The sequence below is a fragment of the Amycolatopsis sp. WQ 127309 genome, from assembly GCF_023023025.1.
In the GTDB taxonomy this organism is placed as follows: Bacteria; Actinomycetota; Actinomycetes; order Mycobacteriales; family Pseudonocardiaceae; genus Amycolatopsis.
In genome coordinates this window covers 7,662,746-7,680,459 of record NZ_CP095481.1, presented here as the reverse complement: position 1 = coordinate 7,680,459, position 17,714 = coordinate 7,662,746, and the positions used below count along the sequence as shown (strand labels likewise).

Below are 17,714 nucleotides of genomic sequence, written 5' to 3'. Positions count from 1 at the left end.
ACCCCGCGGCCGGCGAGGGTCCGCCCGGGGCGGCCGGAGCCACGCGCGAGATCGCCGCTTTCCTGGGCAAGCACGTCCAGTGAGCCGCGTCCTGGCTCACGTCCGGACCACATCGACGCCCGCCGACACCGACTTCGGGCCGGCCACCTGAACCACCACCGCACCGGCAAGCAACATGACCGCCCCAGCCACCTGGGCCGGGCCGAGTGCCTGGCCCAGCAGCAGCCACGCCAGCGCGGCGGCGACGAGCGGTTCCACCAGCGCCAGCACGCTCGCGACGGCCGAAGGCAACGCGCGCAAGGACTGCAACCCGGCCAGGTAGGGCAGCACGGTGCCGGCCACGGCCAGCGCCACCAGCGCGAGCCACACCGGCACCCGCAGGCCGCCCAGGTCCGCCGGGGCGGTCAACAGCCCTGCGGGCAGCGTCCACGGCGGGCTGACCGCCATCACCACGACCGCGCCGATCGCCAGGCCGGCCGCCGTCAGTCCGAACGGGTCGTGCCTGCTCGCGCCGTGTTCGCCGAGCAGGAAGTACCCGGCCGAGCAGATCGCCGCGCCGAGTCCGGCCGCGATGCCCAGCAGGTCCAGCCGGGTGCCCGGCCAGATCTGCGCGACCAGCGCCAGCCCGGCCACGGCCAGCCCGATGCCCAGCCACACCGCCCCGGGCAGCCGGGTGCGCCGCACCACCCGCACCCACAGCGCGACCAGCGCGGGCGCCAGGTTGACCAGCACCATCGCCACGCCGACCGGAACCCGCGCCACGGCCACGAAGAAGAACAGCTGCACCCCGGCGACGCCGAGCACGCCGTAGCCGAGCAGCAGCCACAGGTCGCCGCGGCGGAACCGCAGCGCCCGCGGCCGCAGCACACCGACCACCGGCACGAGCAGGACCGCGGCCAGCCCGATCCGCACCGCCGTCACCGCGGCCGGCGACCAGCCCGTCGACAGCACGGCCTTGGCGACCGGGCCGGAGCTCGCGAACAGCACCCACGAGGTCAAGCTCAACCCGGTCGCGCGCGCCCGGCTCGGGGCGAATTCGTCCACTGTGGCCACGTTCGCAGTGTGCCTCCGGAACCCGCGCCCGGGACAATGGTTTACGTGCGCGCCGCGCGAGGATGACGAGCCTACGTCGGGCAACGTACGGCGCGGTTACGCGTCAGCGCGGATGGCAGGACCGCCGGGCGCCGACAGAGTTGTCCGCATGACTGGACTCGACGTGCTCGGCCGCACCACCGCCGCCCGGATCGCCCTGGCGGGGCTCGGTGTCGGCGTCATCGGCCTGGTGATCCAATGGATCGCCGATCCGGGGAGGTTCCCGGCGTTCCCGCCCGGGATCATCATCATCGCCGTCTTCGGCGCCCTCGTCGTGCTGACCGCGAGGTGGTGGTGGAGCCCGCTGCTGGCCACGCTGATCTCGTTGTGGATCGGCGGCGTCGGCGTCGCACTGGTGCTGCGCAACTTCGGCGTGGGCAACCCCGGTCTCGCGGCCGGCACCGCGGTCATGGCCGCAGGCCTGTGGGGCGCCGCGATCGCCGGGATCATCGCCGCCGTGCAGGGGTTCCGGCGCCGGGAGCTCGCTTCCGTCCCGCCGGTCGTGTCGTGACCGTCCGGCCCGCGAGCCACCGCACCGCGAACGTCGCCCGGTGGGCCTGCCGGATCCTCGGTGTCCTCTTTGTCGCGACCAGCCCGATCGTGGTCTTCTCGGCGGATACGCCGAGCCGCTGGCACACGCTCCTGCACTTCGGCACCGGCCTGGTCGCCCTCTACGCCGGATTCCGCGGCGGGGCCAAGGTGTTCTGCCTCGTCTTCGGCGGCGGGTACCTGGTGTTCGGCGCGCTCGGTCTCGCGCTCGGCGATCCCGTGGCCGACCGCATGTGGCACGTCGGGCCGCTGCACCTGATGACGGGCGACCACCTGTTCCACGTCGTCCTCGGCACGGTCGTGCTCGCCGCAGGGGTCGTGACGCGGGGCCGCGCGACCGGGTAGCACCGATCACGATCCGGGCCGATTCCCCGAAGTCGCCTCCTCGCCCGAGCGGAGGTGCTTACGATCACCGCGATCGATCAGGGAACGGAAGGTGCGGGACTCGTGCGGATCCTCTCGGCGGTGTTCGGGGCGCTGTTGTTCGTGGCCGGAATGGCGTTGCTGGTGACCGGCGCGGTCACCGCGTTGAACCTGGCCGACGACCCCACCTCGGGCTCGTCGGACTGGACCTGCTCGGCGCAGAACAGCGAGCAGCGGTGCGACTACAGCGTCGGGTCGCTGCCGGAGACGCAGGCCGAGATCACCGGCGACCTGGCGCTGACCGTCGCCGGCGCCGGGATCGCGATCTGCGGCGCGATCTTCGTCCTGATCGGCAGCCAGCGCGCTCCCCGGCCCGCCGCGCCGGTGCCCGCCTACCCGCCGATGCAGCAGCAGTACCCGCCGCGCTAGCGGGCGGCGACCCACCCGGCGACGGTCGTGACGTCCGCCTGGCCCGGAAACACCTTCTCGGTCAGCACGCGGTGCACCTCGGGGTCGGCGTCGAGGCAGCCGTCGGCCAGCACGGTGAGGCCGAAGTCGAGGTCGGCCGCCTGGCGCAGGGTGGACAGCACGACGCCGCTGGTGGCGATCCCGGTGAGGACCAGGTGGTCGATGCCGCCCGCCCGCAGCACGACGTCCAGGTCGCTGCCGGCGAACGCGCTGACCCGGCGCTTGGTGACGACGACGTCGCCGGCTTCGGGGGCGACGTCCGGGTGCACCTGAGTGAGCTTCTCGTCGAACGGCGCCCCGGAACCCGCGAGCGCGCCGAACATCTTGTTGCGGGAGCTGATTTCCGGGAATCCGGGGCGGAACCCGACGACGACGTAGATCACGGGCGTGCCGCTCGCCCGGGCGGCCTCGATCGCCTCGCGCAGGCGGGGCAGGTAGGCGGGATCGGGGTACCGGTCCACGACGACCGGCTGGACATCCATGACGAGGAGAGCGTGCTTGGCCACCGTCGGCCCCTTCGTGCGTTAAGTCATCAAGTGATTACTTGAAGTCTAGTGGTGCCGCCGCGCGACCACCGGACGGGTCCACCCGCACGGCCGATGGTTTCCCGCTGACCGTCCCAGTCAAACCAGAGCGCATCGACATATTTCGAGTAATGCTTGCGCACTAAAGGTTTCCGGACACGGCGTTGACAGCCGCCCCCGATCGCTGCTTACTATGGTTTCTTGGGGGCAATCGTTTGGGGCTGGTACAGATGCGAGAAATCACGCGTTCCGAAGTGCGGCGGCAGCTCGACGAGGGGTTTCCGCGGCTGCGGCCGCCGCGGTCGGCGGTCGTCGTCGGGGCCGGGCTCGCCGGGCTGGCCGCCGCGCACGAACTGCACCGCGCCGGCTGCGACGTCACGGTGCTGGAGGCATCCGAACGCCCCGGTGGCCGCGCGTTCACGCTGCGGAGCCCGTTCGCCGACGGCCTGCGCGCCGAAGCCGGCGCGATGACGGTGACGCCGCACTGCGACTACGTGACGCACTACCGGAAGCTCCTCGGCGTCGAGCTGGACCGGTCCGACCTGCTGGACCAGGACTTCTCCTACTTCGTCAACGGCGAGTTCGTGCGCGCCGACCCGGATTCACTGGCCGCGGCGGGGCTGCCGCTCGCCGAGCACGAACGCGGCATGAGCGTCACCGACATGATCGAGCGGTACGTCACCGCGGTGGCCGAGGAGCTCGGCCCCGACCTGGCGGCACCGGACTGGGCTCCGCCGGCGGAGCTGGAACACCTCGATCGCGCGTCGGTGCAGGAGGTGCTGCGCGGCCGGGGCGCGTCGCAGGCGGCGATCGACCTGATGGAGCCGCTGTTCCTGGAGATGCGCGGCGGTGACCTGCGCTCGGCGTCGGCGTTGTCGTGGCTGCGGCACGAAAGCGGACACCGGTCACTACTGGGCGAAGTGGACGGCTGGGGCAAGATCGCGGGCGGCACCGACGTGCTGCCACAGTCCTTTGCGGACGGACTGCGCGAGCGGATCCGCTACCGCAGCCCGGTTGTCCGCCTCGAGCAGGACGACGACGCCGTCACGGTCACCTACCTCGACCACGGCCGCCTCGCCACAGTGACCACCGAGCGGGTCGTCGTCACCGTGCCGTTCAGCGCGATGCGCCACGTCGACGTCAGCCACGCCGGGCTGTCCGAGGCGAAGATCGACGTGGTGCGGCGGCTGCGGTACGCGTCGATCGTGCGCGTCTACCTGCAGGTGCGGCGGCAGTTCTGGGAGGGCCGCAACGTGAGCGTGTCCACCGATCTGCCGGTGCGCTGGGTCCGCGACGCGACGGCGAGCCAGCCGGGCCCGCGGCGCATCCTGGAGGTGCTCATGACCGGCTGGCGGTCGAAGGCGGTCGCGGCGATGTCGGAGGAGGAACGGCTGAACTTCGTGCTGGAGCACGTCGAGACGATGTTCCCCGGCACGCGGGAGCACTACGAGCTGGGCGTGTCGGTGGTCTGGGACCACCAGCCGTGGATCGAGGGCTCGTACGTGCTGCCCGAACGCGGCCACGGCAAGCTGATGCCCGCGATCCGCGCCCCCGAGGGCCGCATCCACTTCGCCGGCGAGCACACGAGCTACGAGCCCAACGGCGGTTCGATGAGCTACGCCCTCGAATCCGGCGTACGAGCTTTCGTGGAACTCGCGGCGGCTTGAGCCCGGTCAGCCGATGCCGCGCAGGTCCGCGTCCCCGAATCCCGAGTAGACCAGAGCGGTGCGGTGCGACGGGAAGCCGCAGGCCTCGGCTTCTCACGTGTAACGCGCCACCAGGTGTCGGCCAGGCCGGCGACCTCGGGCACCGGCGCGCAGCCGGTCAGGTCGAGGTCGTCGAGCGCGTCGCCGGTGAGCCGGGTGATCCGGGTGATCCGGGCCGCGGACACCGACGCGTGGTGGGCCAGGGCCAGGGATTCGACCCGGCCTTCGACCGTCTCGTGCAGCGGCGCCCAGCGGTCACCGTCCACCCCGAACTCGCCGGCGGGCCCGATCAGGAAGCCGAAGGGCAGTCGCCCGAGAAGTACCGCGGACCACCGTCGCAGGCCGGCGCGGGTGGCAGGAGCAGGCCGCCCAGCGGTCGTGGAAGGCGACGGCCCGGTCGATCTCCGCCGCCGGAATACCCAGCGGGAGCCACTTCTCCCGGTACGGCTCGATCGACGGCAGGGCGAGCCGGATTCCCTGGGCCTGCACGAAGTACCGTCCCCGGGTGCCGAGGCCGTCGAGCAGGGCGCCGGTCACGGACAAGTCCGCCCCGCGAGCCTACTGGCCGGGCCGCCTGGGAGCCGCGCGCTCCCGGGCGGCCCGGGGCTCAGCTCACCTGCAGGTCGATGCAGGCGTAGAACGCGTTCGCGGTGTCCGCGATGTTCCAGACCGCGAGGACCGTCTGGCGTCCCGTGTGGCCACCCAGATCCACCTGGTGCGAAACGGTGGCCGGTGGCTGCTGGTTGTTGCCCGGGACGCTCGCGATCTTCTCGCTGCCGATGTAGTAGTCGTAGCTCGCCGTGCTGTGGCGGGCCGTGAAGGTCCACGTGAACGTCACCGACCGGCCGACCGGGGCGGCGTTCCAGCCCTTGTTGTCGTCGTTGAGCTCTGCGAACTGCGCGTTGCCGCCGTTGCAGGAGGTCAGCCCCTTCGGGCCTTCGACGCTCTGCGGTTCGTACTTGATCTCCCCGCAGGACACGGTGCCCTGGGCGCACTGCGCCTGCCGGCTGGCCGGAGAGTCGACGTAGCCGTGCGCGCTCGCGATGCCGGCCGGGTTGACCAGCACCAGCACCGGCGCCAGCAGCACACCCGCGGCGGCCGCGACCAGTTTTCGGTTCGCTTTCATACCAGCTCCTTCGGGGACGGGCTCGCCTTCCCGCCGCCGGGCACGGCGAAGCCGCGGTCCGGACCCCGCTGGGAGGCCCGCCCGCACCGGGAAGGTGTTCGAGCGAAGGAAATTTGTGGTCTAGACCATACGATGGAATCGGACATGGGTCAACAGGTGGCAACTCTCAAGTCATGTTGGTAAGGCGCCAACCATTCGGGAATGTTCCACTGAACGGGACTCACCCGATCGTGGCGGACCGGACCGGGCGGCGGCGCGCGCCGCGCCTACCACTAGGATTCCGCCCGTGACCACCTACGACGTCGATCCGTTCGAGCACCTGGACTCCACCGCCCTGCCCGAGCGGCAGCAACGGATCCTGGTGGCGATCCGGGACTGCGTGGTCCACCACGGTTACTCGCCGAGCAGCCGGGAGATCGCGGAGATCGTCGGGCTGCGGTCCTCGTCGTCGGTGTCGAAGCACCTGGCGGCCCTGGAGGACAAGGGCTTCCTGAGCCGCGGCGGCTCGGTCGCGCGCCAGCTCGACGTGCGCGCGTTCCTGCGCGACAGCGGCCCCCGCGAGAACGCCGACTCGGTCGCCGTGCCGGTGGTCGGCGACATCGCGGCCGGCACGCCGATCGCGGCCCAGGAGCACGTCGACGACGTCCTGAACCTCCCCCGCGACCTCACCGGCCGCGGCACCGTCTTCGGCCTGCGCGTGCGCGGCGACTCGATGATCGACGCCGCCATCTGCGACGGCGACATCGTCGTGGTCAAGCAGCAGAGCGAAGCTCACTCGGGTCAGATCGTCGCGGCGATGATCGACGAGGAGGCCACGGTCAAGGTCTTCCGCCGGCGCGACGGCCACGTCTACCTCGAGCCCCGCAACCCGGCCTACGAGGTCATCGACGGCGACCGCGCCGTCATCCTCGGCACGGTGGTCTCGGTGCTGCGCAGCTTCTGACCGCAGCCCCGGGCCGACTTCACCAGGTGACGGGCAGCTCGTACACGCCGTAGACCGACCCGTCGTGCTTGAACGGGACCTTGCCGACCTCGGTGGCCAGCGCGAGCGTCGGGATCCGGCGGTACAGCGTGCTGTAGACGACCTGCAGCTCCAGCCGGGCCAGCGGCTGGCCGAGGCACTGGTGGACGCCGAAGCCGAACGCGATGTGCCGGTGCGCGTCGCGGCTCAGGTCGAGGCGGTCGCCGTCCGGGAAGACGTCCGGGTCGCGGTTGGCGATGTCGTTCGCCATGATCATGCCCTCACCCGCGCGCACGGTCTCGCCGGCGATCTCGATGTCCTCCAGCGCGAGGCGGCGCCGGCCGTTGTGCGTGATGTTCAGGTAGCGCAACAGTTCTTCGACGGCCGAGGCGACCAGCTTCGGGTCGTCGGTCTCCCGCAGCAGCTCCAGCTGGTCCGGGTGCTCCAGCAGGGCCAGCGTGCCGAGCGCGATCATGTTCGCCGTGGTCTCGTGCCCGGCGATGAGCAGCAGGACGCCCATCTGGGCCGCCTCCACCCGGGTCAGCTCCCCCGCGTTGACGCGGGTGGCGAGCCCCGACAGCAGGTCGTCGGCCGGTTCGGCCAGCTTCTGGCCCATCAGCTCGTCGAGGTAGCCGATGAGCGCCCGGTGCCCGGCGGCGCGCTCCTCGGGCTTCGCGTCCCGGCGGATGATGACCTTGCTGTTCTCCTGGAAGAAGCCGTGGTCGGCGTAGGGCACGCCGAGCAGCTCGCAGATCACCAGCGACGGCACCGGCAGCGCGAACGCCTCGACGAGGTCGACCGGGTTGGGGCCGGCCAGCAGGACGTCGAGCTGGTCGTCGACGATCCGCTGCACCGCCGGGCGCAGCTTCTCGGTGCGCCGGATGGTGAACGGCGCCGTGACCATCCGCCGCAGCCGGGCGTGCTCGGGGTTGTCCATCAGGATGAAGCTGATGCCGCTGCCACCCTTCGGCAGCGGCGCGGGGCTCGGGTACCCGGGCCGGGAGATGTCGGCGCTGACCCGCGGGTCGGCCAGCAGTGTGCGCTGCTCGGCGTAGCGGGTCACCAGCCACGGCGTGGAGCCGTCCCACAGCTTCACCCGCTTGAGCGGAGCCTCCTCCTGCAACGCGCGCGCGGCGGGCGGCGGGTCGAACGGGCAGCCCGCGGCGCGGGTCATCGGGAACTCCGGGATCCCGAGCGTGCTGGTCATCCGGTTCCTCCACAGTGGACGCGGGCGCGGGTCTGCTTGGGCGTGTTCCAGCCGAGGACCACCGTGCATCCTCCTCGTGGTGCGCCGTCAGTACGTCAGCAGTCAACCGAAGGCTGCTACGCTAGTCAAGCGGTTGCTTTAAATCGACCCGAACGCCCGATGCGTCCCCGTTGGAGGACCCGCCCGTGTCCAGACCTTCCGCCCCCGCCGGGGAAACCGCGCCGAAGGCGAGCTTCGTCGTCGCGGTCCTCGCGTTCGCCGGCATCGTCGTTTCGCTGATGCAGACGCTCGTGATCCCCCTGATCCCGGCGCTGCCCGGACTGCTGCACGCGTCCGCCTCCGACGCGACCTGGGCCATCACGGCCACCCTGCTCGCGGGCGCGGTCGCGACGCCGACGGTCGGGCGGCTCGGCGACATGTACGGCAAGCGGCGGATGCTGCTGGTCAGCCTCGGCGCCCTGGTCGTCGGCTCGGCGATCGGCGCGCTGTCCGACACCCTGGTGCCGATGGTCGCCGGGCGGACGCTGCAGGGCCTCGCGGCGGGCGTCATCCCGCTCGGGATCAGCATCATGCGCGACGAGCTCCCGGCGGAACGGCTCGGCTCGGCGACGGCGCTGATGAGCGCGTCCCTCGGCGTCGGCGGCGCGCTGGGCCTGCCCGCGGCCGCGCTGCTGGCCGAGCACGCCGACTGGCACGTGCTGTTCTGGACCTCGGCCGGGCTCGGCCTGGTCGTCACCGGGCTCGTCGTCGCGCTGGTGCCCGAGTCACCGGTGCGCACCGGCGGCCGGTTCGACGTGCCGGGCGCGGCCGGGCTGTCGATCGCCCTGGTGTGCCTGCTGCTGGCCATCTCCAAGGGTGCCGACTGGGGCTGGGGCAGCGCGCCGACGCTCGGCCTGTTCGCCGCCGCCGTCGTCATCCTGCTCCTGTGGGGCCGCTGGGAGCTGCGGACCCGGCAGCCGCTGGTCGACCTGCGCACCACCGCGCGGCGGCAGGTGCTGCTGACCAACCTCGCGTCCGCGGTGTTCGGCTTCGCGATGTTCGCGATGTCGCTGGTCCTGCCCCAGCTGCTGCAGCTGCCGGCGGCCACCGGGTACGGCCTCGGCCGGTCGATGCTGGTGGTGGGCCTGGTGATGGCGCCGTCCGGCCTCGTCATGATGGCGCTCGCGCCGGTGTCCGCGCGGATCTCGCGCACCCGCGGCCCGAAGACGACGCTGATGCTCGGCGCGGTGGTCGTCGCGATCGGGTACGCGATCGGCATCGTGCTGATGAGCGAGGTCTGGCACCTGGTCCTGATCTCGTGCGTCATCGGCGGCGGCATCGGCCTCGCCTACGGCGCCATGCCCGGCCTGGTGATGGCGGCGGTCCCGGTGTCGGAAACGGCCGCGGCGAACAGCCTGAACACGCTGATGCGCTCGATCGGCACGTCGATCTCCAGTGCGACAGCGGGTCTGGTGCTGGCGCAGCTGACCGTCCACTTCGGACCGGCGACACTGCCCGCGGCGAGCGGTTTCCGCGTGGTGCTGGCCATGGGCTCCGGCGCTGCCCTCATCGCGCTGACGATCGCCGCGTTCCTGCCCAAGCACACGCCGGCCGCGTCGGCACGAGTGACGCCGGAACCGGTTGCGGCGGCACAAGGCTGACGCGGCTCGGTGCCGCCACCCGAGCGCGGCGGTACCGGTACCGGCCCCGGTGCGGTGCCGCCGCGTCAGTCGGCGCGGTGGTACCGGCCCGGCTCGGCGATGCCGACCGCGTACAGGACCGCGTCTTCCCGCGAGTGGAACCCCGCCTTGGCGAAGAGGTTGTTGATGTGCGTCTTCACCGTGGCTTCGCGCATCACCAACCGCCGGGCGATCTCCTGGTTGCGCAGGCCTTCGCCGATGAGGTCGAGGATCTCGGTCTCGCGACCGGTCATCGTGAACTTCGCTGTGACCCGCCAGCCGTTGCTGATGACCGGGGCTTCCTTCAGACTCACAGAGGCGTCATCGGCGCGGGAAGCCCAGTCGTTACACCAGGTTCCGGATGCCCGCGGCGAAGCTGTCGAATCTGTCGAACACCGTCCACATGGGACTGATCGTCACGGGACGAGGATGAGCCGGATGGGGTTGCCCGTCTTGTCCGCGAGCTGCTTCACCGCCCGGTCCGCCTCCGCCAGCGGAATGTGCGCGCTGATCGACCGGGACAGGTCGAGCCGGCCGTGGCGGGCCAGGGAGACCAGTTCGAGCACGTGCTCGCCCGACGAGCCGAAGTGCCCGAGGATCCGCTGGCCGCGCACGCTCAGCCCGGCGCTGTCCGGGAGGCGCAGCGGCGCGTCCGTGAGCCCGGCGAGCACCATCGCGCCCTGCGCGCCCAGCACCGCGGCCGCCTGCTCGCGCACCGCCGCGTACCCGGCGAAGTCGAACGCGTAGTCCAGCCCACGCCCGCCCGTCAGCGCGCCGATCCGCTCGGCGAAGTCCGCCGCCGCGGGGTCGAGGGCGACATCCGCGCCGAACGACAGGGCCCGCTCCCGGGCCGCCGGCAGCGGATCGATCGCCACGATCGGGGCCGCGCCCGCGAGCCGCAGCACCTGCAGGCCGTGGACGCCGAGGCCGCCCGCGCCCCACACGCCCGCCGAGCGCGCCGGGCGCACCTGCGCGGTCGCGACGACCGCCGCGTACGGCGTCGACACCGCGTCCGGGATGATCGCCGCCTGGTCGAAGGGCAGGTCGTCGGGGATCGGGACGACCGTGTCGGCGCGGGCGAGCGCGTACTCGGCCCAGCCGCCGTCGTAGTGCACACCCCGCACCCGCGAGCGCAGGCACGGCTGCCGGCGCAGGCAGCGGTCGCAGACCTCGCACGACTGCCCGGCCTGCAGCGTGACGCGCAGGCCGACGGTGAGGTGGGCCGGCACGTCCGGGCCGAGCGCCTCGACGGTGCCCGAGACCTCGTGGCCGAGGGTGACCGTGCCGGTGCCGGGCAGGGTGCCGTCGATGAGGTGCAGGTCCGACAGGCAGACGCCGGCCGCGGCGACCGCGATCCGCACCTCCCCCGGCCCGGGCGCCGGAATCGGCACCTCTTCGACCCCGAACTCCCGCTTGTCCAGATCGAGCCGGCCCGCCAGCATCGTGTCGCCCATGCCGTCGATCACACCACAAAGCGCCCTCGCGCGCGGGACGCGCCGGTGAAGTACGTTGCGCCGATGGGCATCCCCGACGAGTACCACGAATTCGCCGTCGCCGTCGCCGGTGCGAGCGGCGCCCTGATCGGCTTGCTGTTCGTGGCCGTCTCGGTGTCCCCGGACCGCGTCCGCCGGACGACGACGCACGCCGAGTACCACACGCGCGCGTCCGCCGCGATGCTGCTGTTCACCAACGCGCTGGTGCTGTCGCTGATGATCCTGGTGCCCGGCAGCTCGCCGGGCGGGTGGGCGGTGGCGTCCGGGGTCGGCATCCTGGTGTTCGACGCGGCGGCGATCCGCTCGATCGTCACGGCGGTGCGGCACCGGCTGGGGCACTGGAGCTCGCTGCGCATGGCGTCGGCCCTGCTGGTGATCGCGGGCTTCGAGATCTACGCCGGCGTCGAGCTCCTCACCGAACCGGGCAACTGGGACCCGCTGCGCACCCTGTACTACGTGCTGATCGGCGACCTGGCCTTCGGCATCGCGCGCGGCTGGCAGCTGATGGACATGCGCCGGGTCAGCGTGTTCTCGTCCCTGCGCACCCTGGCCCACGGCGACGAAGCCGACGACCCGGAGGAGCCGGGCAAGCGCTGAGCGCCGTCGGGTTCAGCTCCTTATGAGCGCGGGAAAACGCTGCCGTCGAACAACTTCCGGGCGGTGCGGAACACTGTCGAGCGTGCGACTCGCGGCGGCGTCGCCGTGGTGTCGAACTCGATCCCGACGCCGAGCGTGCCGCTCGCGTGCTCGATCTCGATCGGCTCGCCGTCGGGCGGGCGGACCAGCAGTTCGTGGCCGACGGCGCCGTCGAGCAGCAGGGCCGTGACGACGCTGACCCCGCCCAGCACGCCGATCGCGGGGTGCGGCCGCACCGGGATGAACGTCCGGGTGGCGATCGCGCCGCCGTCGCGCGGGGCCGCGACGAGCGTGGTCTTGGGGACGGAGCTGCCGCGCACGTCGCCGAGGCCCATCAGCTTGCCCGCCTCGACGCGCAGGGCGTCGATCCGGTCGGCGAGGCCGGTCAGTTCCTCGACCGGTTCGTAGCCGGTGATGCCGAAGTCGGTGGCGCGAGCCACCACGACCGGCATCCCGTTGTCCACACAGGACACTTCGAGGCCGCCGACGTTGTCGCGGATCCGGCCGGTGGGCAGGAGACTGCCGCACACCGAGCCTTCGGTCCCGGTGAAGTCCAGTTCCACGGGCGCGGCCGTGCCGGGCACGCCGGAGATCGCGAGTGATCCCGCGTAGTCGACCTCGCCGCCGGGGGTGGCGAACGTCGAGACCGCGATCGAGCCGGTGTTGACCAGGAGCACCCGCACGGCGGTGCGTTCACCTCCGGCCGGGACCAGGCCGCGTTCGACGGCGAACTGGCCGACCCCGGCGAGCAGGTTGCCGCAGGTCTGGCGGTCGGAGACGGTGGCGTCGACGACGCCGAGCTGCAGGAACAGGTAGTCGACGTCGCGGTCGCGCCCACCGGGCGGCGCGACGACGGCGACCTTGCTGGTGACGGGCTGCGCGCCGCCGAGGCCGTCGATCTGGCGCGGGTCGGGGCTCCCCATGATCCGCAGCAGCAGGTCGTCGCGCTCGGCCGGGTCGGCGGGCAGGTCCTCGGCGAGGAAGTAGGCACCCTTGGAGGTGCCCCCGCGCAGGAGCATGCAGCGCACGCCGGTCATCCCCGCTCCTTCTCGTACTCCTCGGCGGTGAGGTAGCGGACGCCCAGCGCCTCGAGCTTCTCACGCAGGCCGTAGCGGTCGAGACCGAGCTGGCCGGCGGCGAACGCCTCGCGCGCGGCGGCTTCCTTCTCCAGCCGGGCCTGGGACGCCGTCAGGCCCGCTTCGACGTCCTGGCGCCGGACGCGCAGCACGCCGTCGTCGTCGGCCAGGATCGCGTCGCCCGGGTGGACGACCTGGCCGCCGAGCACGACCGGGACGTTGACCGCGCCGGCCGTCGCCTTGACCGTGCCCTGGGCGCTGACCGCGGCCGACCACACGGGGAAGCCCAGCTCGCGCAGCTCGGCGACGTCGCGGACGCCGGCGTTGATGACCAGGCCGCGCACCCCGCGGTGGCGCAGCGCGGTGGCGAAGAGTTCGCCGAAGAGGCCGTCACGCGACGGCGAAGTCGTGGTGACGACCAGGACGTCGCCCTCGCGGCACTGCTCGACCGCCGCGTGGATCATCAGGTTGTCCCCCGGCCAACACAGCGCGGTGACGGCGGTGCCGCCGATCCGCGCGCCGTCCTGGATCGGCCGCAGGTCCGGGCCGAGCAGGCCGCTGCGGCCGAGCGCTTCGTGGACCGTGGCCACGCCGTACCCGGCCAGCCGGGTCACCTGCCCGGCGTCGGCGCGCGGCGGGTTCGTGACGATCACCGGGTTCATGCCGTCGACGCTAGATAGCGTCGACGAAATTGTCAACAATCTTGGCGACTGTTGCTCAGTGCAGGTGGGACACCTCGGCGGCGTCGGCCTCACGCAGGGCTTCGATGACGCTCTGCAGGTGGACCCGCGCGGCTTCGGCGGCCTCGACCGGGTGGTGCGCGCAGACCGCGTCGATGATCGCGAGGTGCTCGGGCAGCGAGACCTGCGGCCGGCCGGGGCGCATGGCCAGCCGGAACTGGTGGCGGACGCTCTGCCCGCGCAGCCGTTCGAGGACCTGCGCGGCGGTGCGCTGCCCGCCGATCTCGCGGACCCGGCGGTGCAGCCGCTGGTTGAGCCCGGAGTAGCCGACGACGTCCCCGCCCGACACGGCGGCGCGCATCGCCTCCCCCAGCTCGCGCAGCTCGGCGATCTCGGCGTCGGTGATGCGCTCGGCGGCCTTCGCCGCGCACAGCGACTCGAGCATCATCCGCACCTCGGAGATCTCGACGGCCTCTTCGAGGGAGACCGCGCGCACCCGCGCGCCGCGGTTCTGCACCCGCTCGACCAGGCCTTCGTTGGTGAGCTCGATGAGCGCGGACCGCACGCTGGCGCGGCTGGCCGCGAACTGGGCGGACAGGTCGGCCTCGACCAGCCGCTGGTTGGGGACGAACTCGCCGCGGACGATGGCGTCGCGGACGGCGGCCACCACGGATCGTTCCCCCGGCCCCTGGTCCGCGGCAGTCTCCGGCATACTTCCACCCCTGTTTGTTGACAATTTTGTCGAGCAGATCGTCTACTCGATCGTAGGTGTCCGGAGAGGATTGTGCTATGCGCGGAACCATCGCGGTACTGGGGCTGGGCGAAGCGGGCAGCGCGCTAGCCCGAGACCTGGCGGCGGCCGGCGCGGTGGTGAGAGGTTACGACCCCGCCGTCCCGGCATCGGTTGGAATCATCACCACCGCCTCCGAGGCGGAGGCAGCAAGGGGCGCGGACGTCGTACTGAGCGTGAACAGCGCATCAGCCGCACACGACGCCCTGTCCGCGGGCCTCTCCGGCCTAGAACCGGACACTCTCTGGGCCGACCTGAACACAGCATCCCCCGGAGCAAAACGCCGCCTGGCTTCGATGGCGGCCTCACACGGCACGGGCTTCGCGGACCTCGCGATCATGGCGCCGGTGCCGGGCCGCGGACTCCGGGTCCCGATGCTCGCAACGGGCCCCGCGGCCGCCGCGGTAGCCGAAACCCTGAACGCGCTGGGCGCGGCGGTGGAGGTCATGCCGGGCGAGGCGGGACTGGCGGCGGAACGAAAACTGCTGCGAAGCGTGTTCTTCAAGGGCATGTCCGCGGCGGTGGTGGAGGCCCTGCACGCGGCGCGGGCAGCGGGCTGCGAGGACTGGCTGCGGCAGCTGATCACCGACGAGCTGACGGCCGCCAACGAGTCCACAGTGGAGCGCTTGGTCACGGGCTCCCACACGCACGCGGTCCGCCGCACAGCGGAAATGGCGGCAGCAGCCGAGATGCTCACCGAACTGGGCGTCCCATCGAACATAGCGGGCGCGGCACGAGACCAGCTGGCGCAACTGGCAAAGAAGCCAAGGTAAGCGGATCGCCCCCTGCCACACCCGGATCGGCCAACTCATCGTCCGGAGTGGCCAACACACCCACCGGAACGGCCAACACGCCGCCAGCCCGGGCCGTGTTGGCCGTTCCGGGCACCGCGTTGGCCGTTCCGGGCGCCGAGTTGGCCGCTCCGGGTGGCTAGTCGGGCGGCGTGAACGAAACGCTGCCCGAGGGTCACCCTCGGGCGGCGAGGCCGTCGAGGTGGACGGCACCGTGGTGCTCGGCGACGAACTCCGGGCCCTTGACGACAAGCCGGGCCACGGCGGTGGCGTGCCCGTGCCCCAGGCCGTGCTCGGTCTTGAGCCACGCGACGATCTCCCCCTGCTTGGTCAGCCCCTGGCCACCGACCAGCTCCAGAAAGCCCCGCGGGGTGATGCCGGTCTGCTTCTCGGCGTTGTCGAGGTAGGCCTGAAAAGACATGTCCGCTCCCAGAAGTCGAGGTCCCGTTACCCACAACACTCTCACCGACAACTTTTCTTGTCAAGCCCCGACCAGCACAAACCCCGACGACAACAGTCACCAAGATCTACAGTGGACAACCACCGGGAAGACACACGATGACCCGAAAGGGGGAAACAACGAAAGGCGAGCCGCCAGCCCAGCGGAACCACACGCGGGGGTCCGGGGGCTTGCCCCCGGCGGGGGCGTGGGGGCTCGGCCCCCACAAGACACAACGAGAAAAGCCCCGGTTTGCGCATTCCGCAAACAGGGGCCACCGCGAATTCTCGTGGGCGATACTGGGATCGAACCAGTGACCTCTTCGGTGTGAACGAAGCGCTCTCCCCCTGAGCTAATCGCCCGCGGTACGAACTCCGGCGGTGAGGGTCGGGGAACCCTGGTGCGCGATACTGGGATTGAACCAGTGACCTCTTCCGTGTCAGGGAAGCGCTCTCCCGCTGAGCTAATCGCGCGCTCCGGAAGTCCGTACTCGCAGAAGCATATCGGACGGTGATGCGGGGGTTGCAGGGGGTTCCCCTTGCGCCGGAGTGACCGGGACCACGGTCTAAACCGCCGTGACACCGGGGCCGCGGGCCAGGCAGACTGGACGGGAGACCAGCGCACTTCCCCCGACCGTCGCCGGCGCGGTGACCAGGAGTTCCCACCTCGATGACCGACACCGTGCACACCGCACCCACCGACGACCGGACGGACGCTCCGGCGGGCTCGGGGCTCCTCATCGGGGTTCTCGTGCTGTCGGCGTTCGTGATGATCCTCAACGAGACGATCCTGAGCGTCGCGTTGCGGGACCTGACCGTCGACCTGCACGTGCCGACGACCACCGTGCAGTGGCTGACCAGTGGTTTCCTGCTGACGATGGCCGTGGTGATCCCGGCGACCGGGTTCCTGCTCGAGCGGTTCACGCCGCGGCAGGTGTTCCTCGTGTCGCTGACGGCGTTCAGCCTGGGCACGTTGATCAGCGCGCTCGCGCCCGGGTTCGGGGTGCTGATGGTCGGGCGCGTGGTGCAGGCGTGCGGCACGGCCGTGATGCTGCCGCTGCTGATGACGACCGTGATGCGGCTGGTGCCGCCGCAGCGGCGGGGCGCGACGATGGGCACGATCACGATCGTCATCGCCGTGGCGCCGGCGATCGGGCCGACGATCGGCGGCGCGGTGCTGTCGGGGCTGGGCTGGCGGTGGATGTTCTGGATCGTGCTGCCGCTGTCGCTGGCGGCGCTGGTGATCGGCCTGCTGCGGCTGCGGTTGCACAGCGAGACGCGCCGGGTGCCGCTGGACGTGCCGTCGGTGCTGCTGTCCGCGATCGGTTTCGGCGGCCTGCTGTACGGGCTGTCCTCGACCGGCGAGGCCGCCGGCGTGGAGCCGCCGGTGCCGGCGTGGGTGCCGATCGTCGTCGGGCTGATCTCGCTGGCGGTGTTCACGTGGCGGCAGGTGCGCCTGCAACGCCGTGACCGCGCGCTGCTGGACCTGCGGCCGTTCACCCACCGCCCGTTCGTGGTGGCGCTGGTGCTGACGGCGTTGCTGTTCGTCTGCCTGATCGGCGCGGCCGCGATCCTGCTGCCGCTCTACCTGCAGACGGTGCTGAAGACGAGCACGTTCGTCAGCGGGCTGGCGGTGCTGCCGGGTGGGCTCGTGCTGGGCCTGCTGGGCCGTCCGGTGGGCGCGTTGTTCGATCGGGTGGGCGCGCGCCCGCTGGTCATCCCCGGCGCGGCGGCCATGGCGCTGTCGCTGTGGCTGTTCACGCTGCTGGGGCCGACGTCGCCGCTGGTCGCGGTGATCGGGATCCACGTGCTGCTGATGGCCGGGCTGGGCCTGATGATGACGCCGCTGATGACGGAGTCGCTCGGCGTGCTGCCCGAGCACCTGTACTCCCACGGCAGTGCGATCCTCTCGACGCTGCAGCAGGTGGCGGGCGCGATGGGCACGGCGCTGTTCGTCAGCGTGGCCACGCTCGGCACCGCGGACGCGACGGCGGGCAGCCCGGACGCCTCAGGGCTGCGGATGGCGTTCGTCGTCGCCGGGTGCATCGGCCTGGTGGCCTTCGCGCTCAGCTGGCTGATCCGGCGTTCCAGCGGCACGTCCACCGAGCCGGCAGTGTCCACTTCGGACGACTGAGTCCCGCTCGGCGAAAGCCTGC

At 71.8% G+C, this 17,714-nt stretch carries 20 protein-coding genes and 2 tRNA genes; 9 read left to right on the top strand and 13 right to left on the bottom strand.

The window, feature by feature from the left end; genetic code table 11:
• Positions 1-96: 96 nt before the first annotated feature.
• Positions 97-1,053 (bottom strand): DMT family transporter, encoded by a 957-nt coding sequence (locus MUY22_RS34625; RefSeq protein WP_247051384.1) that lies wholly within the window; start codon positions 1,051-1,053, stop codon positions 97-99.
• Positions 1,054-1,201: 148 nt separating this feature from the next.
• On the opposite strand from MUY22_RS34625, the gene MUY22_RS34620 reads away from it, so the two are divergent.
• The 3 genes from MUY22_RS34620 (at position 1,202) to MUY22_RS34610 (ending at position 2,433) form a co-directional block, all read left to right on the top strand.
• The gene (locus tag MUY22_RS34620) at positions 1,202-1,603 is read left to right on the top strand and encodes a hypothetical protein (RefSeq protein WP_247051383.1); all 402 of its coding nucleotides are present in this window, start codon (positions 1,202-1,204) and stop codon (positions 1,601-1,603) included.
• The gene (locus MUY22_RS34615; RefSeq protein ID WP_247051382.1) at positions 1,600-1,986 is read left to right on the top strand and encodes a DUF4383 domain-containing protein; all 387 of its coding nucleotides are present in this window, start codon (positions 1,600-1,602) and stop codon (positions 1,984-1,986) included. Before MUY22_RS34620 ends, MUY22_RS34615 begins: the two co-directional genes overlap by 4 nt.
• Before the next feature lie 102 nt (positions 1,987-2,088).
• Entirely contained in the window at positions 2,089-2,433 is a 345-nt protein-coding gene (locus MUY22_RS34610) for a hypothetical protein (protein ID WP_247051381.1), read from the top strand.
• Here the strand turns inward: MUY22_RS34610 and MUY22_RS34605 are convergent.
• Positions 2,430-2,978: a cysteine hydrolase family protein gene (locus MUY22_RS34605; RefSeq protein ID WP_247051380.1), complete on the bottom strand. Its 549-nt coding sequence runs from the start codon at positions 2,976-2,978 to the stop codon at positions 2,430-2,432. The two genes, MUY22_RS34610 and MUY22_RS34605, sit on opposite strands and share 4 nt — an antisense overlap.
• 248 nt (positions 2,979-3,226) lie before the next feature.
• On the opposite strand from MUY22_RS34605, the gene MUY22_RS34600 reads away from it, so the two are divergent.
• Positions 3,227-4,663 (top strand): NAD(P)/FAD-dependent oxidoreductase, encoded by a 1,437-nt coding sequence (locus MUY22_RS34600; protein WP_247051379.1) that lies wholly within the window; start codon positions 3,227-3,229, stop codon positions 4,661-4,663.
• On the opposite strand, the gene MUY22_RS34595 is transcribed toward MUY22_RS34600, so the two are convergent.
• Positions 4,612-4,968, bottom strand: a complete 357-nt coding sequence (locus tag MUY22_RS34595; RefSeq protein ID WP_247051378.1) for a hypothetical protein — start codon at positions 4,966-4,968, stop codon at positions 4,612-4,614. The genes MUY22_RS34600 and MUY22_RS34595 overlap by 52 nt on opposite strands.
• 341 nt (positions 4,969-5,309) lie before the next feature.
• Positions 5,310-5,828: a lytic polysaccharide monooxygenase auxiliary activity family 9 protein gene (locus MUY22_RS34590; protein ID WP_247051377.1), complete on the bottom strand. Its 519-nt coding sequence runs from the start codon at positions 5,826-5,828 to the stop codon at positions 5,310-5,312.
• 286 nt (positions 5,829-6,114) lie between these two features.
• Here MUY22_RS34590 and lexA point away from each other — a divergent pair, with 286 nt between their 5' ends.
• Positions 6,115-6,771 (top strand): transcriptional repressor LexA, encoded by a 657-nt coding sequence (lexA, locus tag MUY22_RS34585; protein ID WP_247051376.1) that lies wholly within the window; start codon positions 6,115-6,117, stop codon positions 6,769-6,771.
• A 19-nt stretch (positions 6,772-6,790) separates the two neighbouring features.
• Here the strand turns inward: lexA and MUY22_RS34580 are convergent, their stop codons facing one another.
• Positions 6,791-7,996 carry a cytochrome P450 gene (locus MUY22_RS34580; RefSeq protein ID WP_247051375.1) on the bottom strand — a complete coding sequence of 402 codons (1,206 nt, stop codon included), beginning with the start codon at positions 7,994-7,996 and terminating at the stop codon, positions 6,791-6,793.
• A gap of 185 nt (positions 7,997-8,181) precedes the next feature.
• Here MUY22_RS34580 and MUY22_RS34575 point away from each other — a divergent pair, with 185 nt between their 5' ends.
• On the top strand, positions 8,182-9,636 hold the full coding sequence (locus MUY22_RS34575) for an MFS transporter (protein ID WP_247051374.1): 1,455 nt from the start codon (positions 8,182-8,184) through the stop codon (positions 9,634-9,636).
• 65 nt (positions 9,637-9,701) lie between these two features.
• Here the strand turns inward: MUY22_RS34575 and MUY22_RS34570 are convergent, their stop codons facing one another.
• Positions 9,702-9,968, bottom strand: coding sequence for a response regulator transcription factor (locus MUY22_RS34570; protein ID WP_371827520.1), 267 nt, complete (start codon positions 9,966-9,968; stop codon positions 9,702-9,704).
• Between the two features lie 102 nt (positions 9,969-10,070).
• Positions 10,071-11,108, bottom strand: coding sequence for a zinc-binding dehydrogenase (locus tag MUY22_RS34565; protein WP_247051373.1), 1,038 nt, complete (start codon positions 11,106-11,108; stop codon positions 10,071-10,073).
• Positions 11,109-11,171: 63 nt separating this feature from the next.
• Between MUY22_RS34565 and MUY22_RS34560 the strand changes: the two genes are divergently transcribed.
• Entirely contained in the window at positions 11,172-11,744 is a 573-nt protein-coding gene (locus MUY22_RS34560) for a hypothetical protein (RefSeq protein ID WP_247051372.1), read from the top strand.
• 20 nt (positions 11,745-11,764) lie between these two features.
• On the opposite strand, the gene MUY22_RS34555 is transcribed toward MUY22_RS34560, so the two are convergent.
• The 3 genes from MUY22_RS34555 to MUY22_RS34545 are packed head-to-tail and all read right to left on the bottom strand — an operon-like array spanning position 11,765 to position 14,251.
• The gene (locus MUY22_RS34555) at positions 11,765-12,820 is read right to left on the bottom strand and encodes a 4-oxalomesaconate tautomerase (RefSeq protein WP_247051371.1); all 1,056 of its coding nucleotides are present in this window, start codon (positions 12,818-12,820) and stop codon (positions 11,765-11,767) included.
• Complete coding sequence (locus MUY22_RS34550) at positions 12,817-13,521, bottom strand: 4-carboxy-4-hydroxy-2-oxoadipate aldolase/oxaloacetate decarboxylase (RefSeq protein WP_247051370.1); 705 nt, start codon at positions 13,519-13,521, stop codon at positions 12,817-12,819. Before MUY22_RS34550 ends, MUY22_RS34555 begins: the two co-directional genes overlap by 4 nt.
• A gap of 55 nt (positions 13,522-13,576) precedes the next feature.
• Positions 13,577-14,251 (bottom strand): GntR family transcriptional regulator, encoded by a 675-nt coding sequence (locus tag MUY22_RS34545; RefSeq protein ID WP_247051369.1) that lies wholly within the window; start codon positions 14,249-14,251, stop codon positions 13,577-13,579.
• 77 nt (positions 14,252-14,328) lie between these two features.
• Between MUY22_RS34545 and MUY22_RS34540 the strand changes: the two genes are divergently transcribed.
• Positions 14,329-15,102, top strand: a complete 774-nt coding sequence (locus MUY22_RS34540) for an NAD(P)-dependent oxidoreductase (protein ID WP_247051368.1) — start codon at positions 14,329-14,331, stop codon at positions 15,100-15,102.
• Between the two features lie 193 nt (positions 15,103-15,295).
• Here MUY22_RS34540 and MUY22_RS34535 read toward each other — a convergent pair whose 3' ends face one another.
• The 3 genes from MUY22_RS34535 to MUY22_RS34525 form a co-directional block, all read right to left on the bottom strand.
• The gene (locus MUY22_RS34535) at positions 15,296-15,541 is read right to left on the bottom strand and encodes a DUF4287 domain-containing protein (RefSeq protein WP_247051367.1); all 246 of its coding nucleotides are present in this window, start codon (positions 15,539-15,541) and stop codon (positions 15,296-15,298) included.
• A 308-nt stretch (positions 15,542-15,849) separates the two neighbouring features.
• Positions 15,850-15,921: transfer RNA gene (locus tag MUY22_RS34530), tRNA-Val, on the bottom strand.
• A gap of 36 nt (positions 15,922-15,957) precedes the next feature.
• Positions 15,958-16,032: transfer RNA gene (locus tag MUY22_RS34525), tRNA-Val, on the bottom strand.
• Between the two features lie 196 nt (positions 16,033-16,228).
• Here MUY22_RS34525 and MUY22_RS34520 point away from each other — a divergent pair.
• Entirely contained in the window at positions 16,229-17,692 is a 1,464-nt protein-coding gene (locus MUY22_RS34520; protein ID WP_247051366.1) for a DHA2 family efflux MFS transporter permease subunit, read from the top strand.
• The last annotated feature ends 22 nt before the right edge of the window (positions 17,693-17,714 follow it).